This is a genomic window from Pseudomonas sp. SDO5522_S412 (assembly GCF_054071215.1).
In genome coordinates this window covers 1-5460 of the sequence record NZ_JBSVWQ010000317.1, presented here as the reverse complement: position 1 = coordinate 5460, position 5460 = coordinate 1, and the positions used below count along the sequence as shown (strand labels likewise).

Here is a 5460-nt window from a genome sequence, read left to right as displayed (position 1 = left end):
GCGGTGTATCAGTGCCAAATTTGTTGGCTGACTCACCGCATTCGCGAGCAAGCCCGCTCCCACATTGGTTACAATCAGCGCCCTCTTCGACTCCCCCAAGGAACCGCCATGTCCGGGCTTGAACTGTTTGCCGCCGCCCTGGGGGTGATCGCTGTCTGGTTGACGGTTAAACAGAACCCGTGGTGCTGGCCCATCGGCCTGGTGATGGTGCTGCTGTACACCTGGATCTTCTTCGATGTGAAGCTCTACTCCGACATGCTCCTGCAAGTGATCTACGCCGCCCTGCAACTCTACGGCTGGTGGCAGTGGACCCGCGCCGGTGAGGTCAAGCAAGGCCGGCAAGTCACCAGCCTGGGCCTGCAACCGATCCTGCAAGGCCTGGCTGTGGGTGCTGTGGGCAGCCTGTTGCTGGGCGCAGCCATGGCCCACTGGACCGACGCCGCCCAACCCTGGCTGGACGCGGCCCTGACCGGCTTCAGCCTGGTGGCGCAGATGTGGATGGCGCAAAAACGCGTGCAGTGCTGGCCGTTGTGGATCACCGTGGATGTGATCTTCGTCGGGCTGTTCCTCTACAAAGGCCTGTACCTCACCGCCGCGCTCTACGCCTTGTTCACCGTGATCGCCGTGCAGGGCTGGCGTGAATGGCGCGCCGACCCGGCGTTGCACGCATGAAGGTGGTGGTACTGGCCGGCCCGGAATCCAGCGGTAAAAGCTGGCTGGCCGCCCAGTTGCAGGCACATTTTGGCGGGGTGATGGTGGGCGAATACGTGCGTCATTTCATCGACCACCACCAGCGCGATACCACCCTGGCGGATATCCCGGAGATCGCCCGGGGCCAGTTGGCCTGGGAAGATACCGCCCGCGCCGCGCAGCCGGCATTGCTGATCCTCGACACCAACCTGCTGACCAATAAGCTGTGGAGCCAGACCCTGTTTGGCGACTACCCGGCGTGGCTCGACAGCGAACTGCTCGCCCGCCACTACGACCTGCACCTGCTGCTGTCGCCGGAAGACGTGGAGTGGACCGCCGATGGCCAGCGCTGCCAGCCGGAGTTTGCCGATCGCCTGGCGTTTTTCCAGGCCAGTCGTGACTGGCTGGAGCAACATCATCAGCCGTTACGGGTCATCCGTGGGGATTGGCAAGCACGCCAGGACCAGGCCTTTTCAGCTGTGGAACAACTGCTGGATTGACCGGCGGGGACGGTTTTCATGCACCGCTCGTTAGGCATGGCCCACTTTCAACGCTCTGGCGCGCAGGGCTGAAGACCGGTTATCGGGTCAACGCAGTCCTCTACCCGGGGCACAGGTCAATCCTTAAAAGGAGATTGGCCTATGAACATGCGCATCGTTGCCCGCTTGATCAACTTGCCCGAAGACCGTGGCGTTCGTGTTGAAACCGCCGCCCATCACATCCTGCTGGTGCGTTCGGGTAGCGAGGTTCGTGCCTATCAGGCGGATTGCCCCCACGCCGGGGCGCCCCTGGAGCAAGGCGTGGTCTGTGACGGGAGGATCATTTGCCCGTGGCACAAGGCGGCCTTCCGGGTGGATGACGGCCAGGTCTGCGAGCCGCCCGCGCTGGTGCAGCTCAAGCAGTACCCGGTGGAGATTCACGACGGCGTGGTCAGTGTGGGCGACGAGGCACTGCCCTCGCCCGTTGCCCCGCACACCAACGATTCGCGCTGCTTTATCGTGATTGGCGCCGGTGCAGCCGGTTCGGCGGCCGTGGCCACGCTGCGCCGCAAGGGTTTCAGCGGCCGGTTGTTGTGGATCGACCAGGAACAGGACCCCGCCTACGACCGCACCGCCCTGAGCAAATTCGTCATCTGCGGCGAGATGCCGCCGCAGGAAACACCGCCCTTGCTGGACGAGGCCACCTGCCACGCGTCGCGGATCCACGGCGAAGTGCGCCACCTCGACCCTCAAGCCAAGCGCCTCGAGCTTGCGGACGGTCGCCATTTCGACTACGACGCCGCACTGCTGGCCACCGGCGGCGAAGCCAGGCCGCTGGATATTCCGGGCACCGTACTCAACAACGTGTTCGTGTTGCGCTCCCGGGACGATGCGGCGCGTATCGTCAAGGCGGCTCAACCGGGCACATGTGCAGTGATCATCGGCGACAGTTTTATCGGCCTGGAAGCCGCGTCCGCCTTACGCAAGCGCGGGTTGACGGTGCAGGTGGTGGGCCGTCACGAGATTCCGCTGGCGGCCCAACTGGGCAAGCGCATCGGTGCCTCACTGCGCCAATTGCATGAAGCCAACGGCGTGATATTCCACACCGCCAGCGAGCCTGCACGCCTGGAAGGCCACATGGACGTGACGACGGTGGTGCTGAAAAACGGCCACAGATTGGCCGCAGACCTGGTACTGATAGGCGTCGGCGTCACGCCTGCCACGGGGTTTGTCGAGGGGCTGGAAAAAGCCGAGGACCAGTCGCTGAAAGCCGATGCCGGTTTGTCTGTCGCGCCCGGACTATGGGCGGCGGGCGATATGGTGACCTTTCCATGGAACGGCCAACCCGTGCGCATCGAACACTGGCGTGTGGCGCAGCAACTCGGGGTGCTGGCGGCGCGCAATATGCTGGGCGCACAACAGGTGTTTGCCGATGTGCCGTTCTTCTGGACGTATCACTTCGGCAAGACCTTTGAACTGCTGGGCCACCCCCGCCACTGGAATCAGCTCCACGTGGAAGGCGACCTGCAGCGCCACGACTTCATCGCCCTGCTCTGCCAGGGCGACGAAGTGGAAGCGGTAGTTGCCTGTGAACATCAGCGGGCCATGGCGCTGCTCTCGCAACGCCTGAAGCACCCGCTGAAGAAGGCCGAGGTGCTGGAGCTGATCCGCGGGCTTTAGTAGCCCAGCGACAACCCGGTATTGCGCCGAGGGTCGTTGGCCCCATAGAAACGGTTATTGCCGACCGGCTTGCCGTCCAGGGACGGCGCGCCTACCAGGATCGCCGCCAGGTGGTTGGCGTCCTGCGGGCCGGCAAACTTGTGGCCCCAGCCTTCGAGGATTTTCTGGGTGTCGGGGCTCAGGGCAAAGCGTTCGATATTGGTCGCCTCAGGCAGCCATTGCTGGTGGAAACGCGGGGCGTCCACGGCTTCCTGGATGTTCATCTTGTAGTCGATCACGTTGAGGATGGTCAGCAACGTGGCCGTGATGATACGGCTGCCACCCGGCGTACCCACCACCATCACCGCCTTGCCATCCTTGGTGACGATGGTCGGGCTCATGGACGACAGCGGCGTCTTGCCCGGAGCAATGGCGTTGGCTTCGCCCTGCACCAGGCCGTACATGTTCGGCACGCCGATCTTGGAGGTGAAGTCGTCCATTTCGTCGTTGAGGATCACCCCGGTCTTGCTCGCCATCACGCCCGCGCCGAACCAGTCGTTGAGGGTGTAGGTCACCGAGACCGCGTTGCCCCACTTGTCGACGATGGAGTAGTGGGTGGTGTTATTGCCTTCGTGGGGCGAAACGCCCGGCTTGATGTCCTGGGAGATCCCGGCTTTCTGCGGGTCGATGGCAGCGCGCAGTTTGGCGGCGTAATCCTTGTCCAGCAGGTGCTCGACCGGGTTCTGCACGAAGTCCGGGTCGCCGAGGTAGCTGTTGCGGTCGACGTACGCGTGGCGCATGGCTTCGATCTGGTAGTGCAGGCCCTGGGCCGAGTGATAGCCGAGGTCGGCCATCGGGTAGCCTTCGAGGATGTTCATGATTTCGCAGATGACCACCCCGCCCGAGCTCGGTGGTGGCGCGGACACCACGTGGTAGCCACGGTAGTCACACTCGATGGGCGCCAGTTCGCGGGTCTTGTATTTGTCCAGGTCGGCCTGGGTGATGATGCCTTTGCCTGATTGGCTGGAATCCACAATCGCCTTGGCTACCCAGCCTTTGTAAAAGCCATCGGTGCCCTTGGCGGAGATTTCCCGCAGGGTTTTCGCCAGGTCTTTCTGCACCAGCTTCTGGCCCACCAGCATCGGCTCGCCGCCGTGCAGGAAGATGCCGCGCAGGTCTTTGTCTTTCTTGAATTCGTCAGTAGCGGTGTGCAGCAGGTCGACATCGCCCTGCTCCAGGGCAAAACCGTCTTCGGCCAGCTTGATCGCCGGGGCGATGACCTGGGCGCGCTTGAGGGTGCCGTATTTGCTCAGCGCCAGTTCCATCCCCGATACGGTGCCGGGTACGCCGACCGCCAGGTGGCCCTTGGAGCTGAGGTCCGGGACCACGTTGCCGTCCTTGTCCAGGTACATGTCGGCGGTCGCGGCCAGCGGGGCTTTTTCGCGGAAGTCGAGGAAGGTCTTGCGGCCGTCGGCCAGTTGCACGGTCATGAACCCACCGCCGCCGAGGTTGCCGGCCGCCGGGTACACCACGGCCAGGGCGTAGCCCACCGCCACCGCCGCATCCACGGCGTTGCCGCCGGCCTTGAGCACATCCACGCCCACATGGGTCGCCAGATGCTGGGCGGTGACCACCATGCCATTTTCGCCAGCCACCGGGGCCTGGGAGGCCGCCTGCACGCCGCTGACAGTCAGCACCAGCGCGGTGGCAATCAAAGTTCGGGTAAACGGTTGGTATTTCATCCCTGCATACTCTGTTTATTAGAAGAACTAGAAAGTAATACGTTTCCGATCCAAGCCCCAGCGTTATGCCGCGTTTGTGACAGAGCCTGTCGGTAACGGAATAATGCCCATGCTATATTCCGGGCCTTTACGCCGCGCAGCAGAGGCTTTTCGATGGTGATCAAGAAGACCGGTATCCGCGCCCAGCAAGCCGACCAGACCCGCGCGCGGATTCTCCAGGCGGCGGTCAAGGTCTTCACCCGCGACGGCTATTCCGGCGGGCGTGTGGAAAGCATTTCCCGCGAGGCCGACTCCAACGACCGCATGCTGTATTACTACTTCGGCAGCAAGGAGCACCTGTTTGTGTGTGTGCTGGAGCACACCTATGAACAGTTCAACAAGGCCGAAAGCAAGCTCAAGCTCGACCTGACTGCACCGGTGCAAGCGTTGCAGGCGCTGGTGGGGTTTATCTGGAATTACTACGTCAAGCATCCCGAGTTTGTGGCGATCCTGAGCATCGAGAACCTGCACCAGGGCAAGCATGCGAAGCAGTCGGGTGAACTGCGGCGGTTGTCCGGGGAGGCAGTTGGGGTGTTGCGGCCGATCATTGAAGCGGGCCAGGCCCAGGGGCTGTTTCGTGAAGATGTGGACATCAAGCATGTGTACTTGATGATTGCTTCGTTGTGCTACTTCTATAACTCCAACCAGCACACGCTGAGTTCGTTTTTGGGGGAGGATTTGGCGGATAAGACCCAGCAGCGGGATTGGCTGGGGTTTATCAGTGATCTGGTGTTGCGCGGGGTATGCGTGACACCGCCCATCCAACGGTAGAACCTGGATCTAAATGTGGGAGCGGGCTTGCTCGCGAATGCGGTGTATCAGTCAATATATTTGGCGACTGACGAACCGCT

5 protein-coding genes are annotated in these 5460 nt (G+C 62.5%); 4 read left to right on the top strand and 1 reads right to left on the bottom strand.

All coding sequences use genetic code 11. The annotated features are described in order from the left end of the window. Positions 1-108: 108 nt before the first annotated feature. The 3 genes from pnuC (at position 109) to ACW9I6_RS30495 (ending at position 2849) form a co-directional block, all read left to right on the top strand. Entirely contained in the window at positions 109-672 is a 564-nt protein-coding gene (gene pnuC, locus ACW9I6_RS30505; protein WP_003215352.1) for a nicotinamide riboside transporter PnuC, read from the top strand. Beyond that, positions 669-1190, top strand: coding sequence for an AAA family ATPase (locus ACW9I6_RS30500; RefSeq protein ID WP_457340171.1), 522 nt, complete (start codon positions 669-671; stop codon positions 1188-1190). Before pnuC ends, ACW9I6_RS30500 begins: the two co-directional genes overlap by 4 nt. A 141-nt stretch (positions 1191-1331) precedes the next feature. Further along, a complete protein-coding gene (locus ACW9I6_RS30495; RefSeq protein WP_457340170.1) occupies positions 1332-2849 on the top strand; it encodes an FAD-dependent oxidoreductase in 1518 nt (505 codons plus the stop codon). Here the strand turns inward: ACW9I6_RS30495 and ggt are convergent. Then, complete coding sequence (ggt, locus tag ACW9I6_RS30490) at positions 2846-4570, bottom strand: gamma-glutamyltransferase (protein ID WP_003215346.1); 1725 nt, start codon at positions 4568-4570, stop codon at positions 2846-2848. The genes ACW9I6_RS30495 and ggt overlap by 4 nt on opposite strands. 153 nt (positions 4571-4723) lie before the next feature. Here ggt and ACW9I6_RS30485 point away from each other — a divergent pair, with 153 nt between their 5' ends. Beyond that, a complete protein-coding gene (locus tag ACW9I6_RS30485) occupies positions 4724-5380 on the top strand; it encodes a TetR/AcrR family transcriptional regulator (RefSeq protein WP_003215344.1) in 657 nt (218 codons plus the stop codon). The last annotated feature ends 80 nt before the right edge of the window (positions 5381-5460 follow it).

Excerpts from the sequence above, each read along its gene's own strand:
- ACW9I6_RS30495 (WP_457340170.1), top strand. The coding sequence starts at position 1,332 with ATGAACATGCGCATCGTTGCCCGCTTGATCAACTTGCCCGAAGACCGT.
- ACW9I6_RS30485 (WP_003215344.1), top strand. The coding sequence starts at position 4,724 with ATGGTGATCAAGAAGACCGGTATCCGCGCCCAGCAAGCCGACCAGACC.
- ACW9I6_RS30500 (WP_457340171.1), top strand. The coding sequence starts at position 669 with ATGAAGGTGGTGGTACTGGCCGGCCCGGAATCCAGCGGTAAAAGCTGG.
- ggt (WP_003215346.1), bottom strand. The coding sequence starts at position 4,570 with ATGAAATACCAACCGTTTACCCGAACTTTGATTGCCACCGCGCTGGTG.
- pnuC (WP_003215352.1), top strand. The coding sequence starts at position 109 with ATGTCCGGGCTTGAACTGTTTGCCGCCGCCCTGGGGGTGATCGCTGTC.